Here is a 272-nt window from a genome sequence, read left to right on the forward strand (position 1 = left end):
CCCCGCAGAGTGAGGACCACGCCATGCGATGGTATTTGCAATCAGCAGAGCAAGGTTATGCCGACGCGCAACACAACCTCGGTTATATATATAACAATGGTAACTACGGGCCACAGGCAGTACACATAGCTATCAAATGGTATCTATTGGCTGCTAATCAGGGCCACATGTTGGCTCAACATAACTTAAGCCAAGTGTATCTGACCAATAAGGACGTGCACAACTTTGAGCAAGCCTTTCGCTGGCCAATACTTTCAGCAGAGAGAGACCAT

At 47.8% G+C, this 272-nt stretch carries 1 pseudogene; it reads left to right on the forward strand.

The window, feature by feature from the left end:
* Positions 1 to 23: 23 nt before the first annotated feature.
* A pseudogene (locus GHN86_RS23220) lies at positions 24 to 272 on the forward strand (SEL1-like repeat protein); the annotation flags it as partial.

The organism is Pseudomonas helleri (assembly GCF_009600315.1).
Lineage (GTDB): Bacteria > Pseudomonadota > Gammaproteobacteria > Pseudomonadales > Pseudomonadaceae > Aquipseudomonas > Aquipseudomonas helleri_A.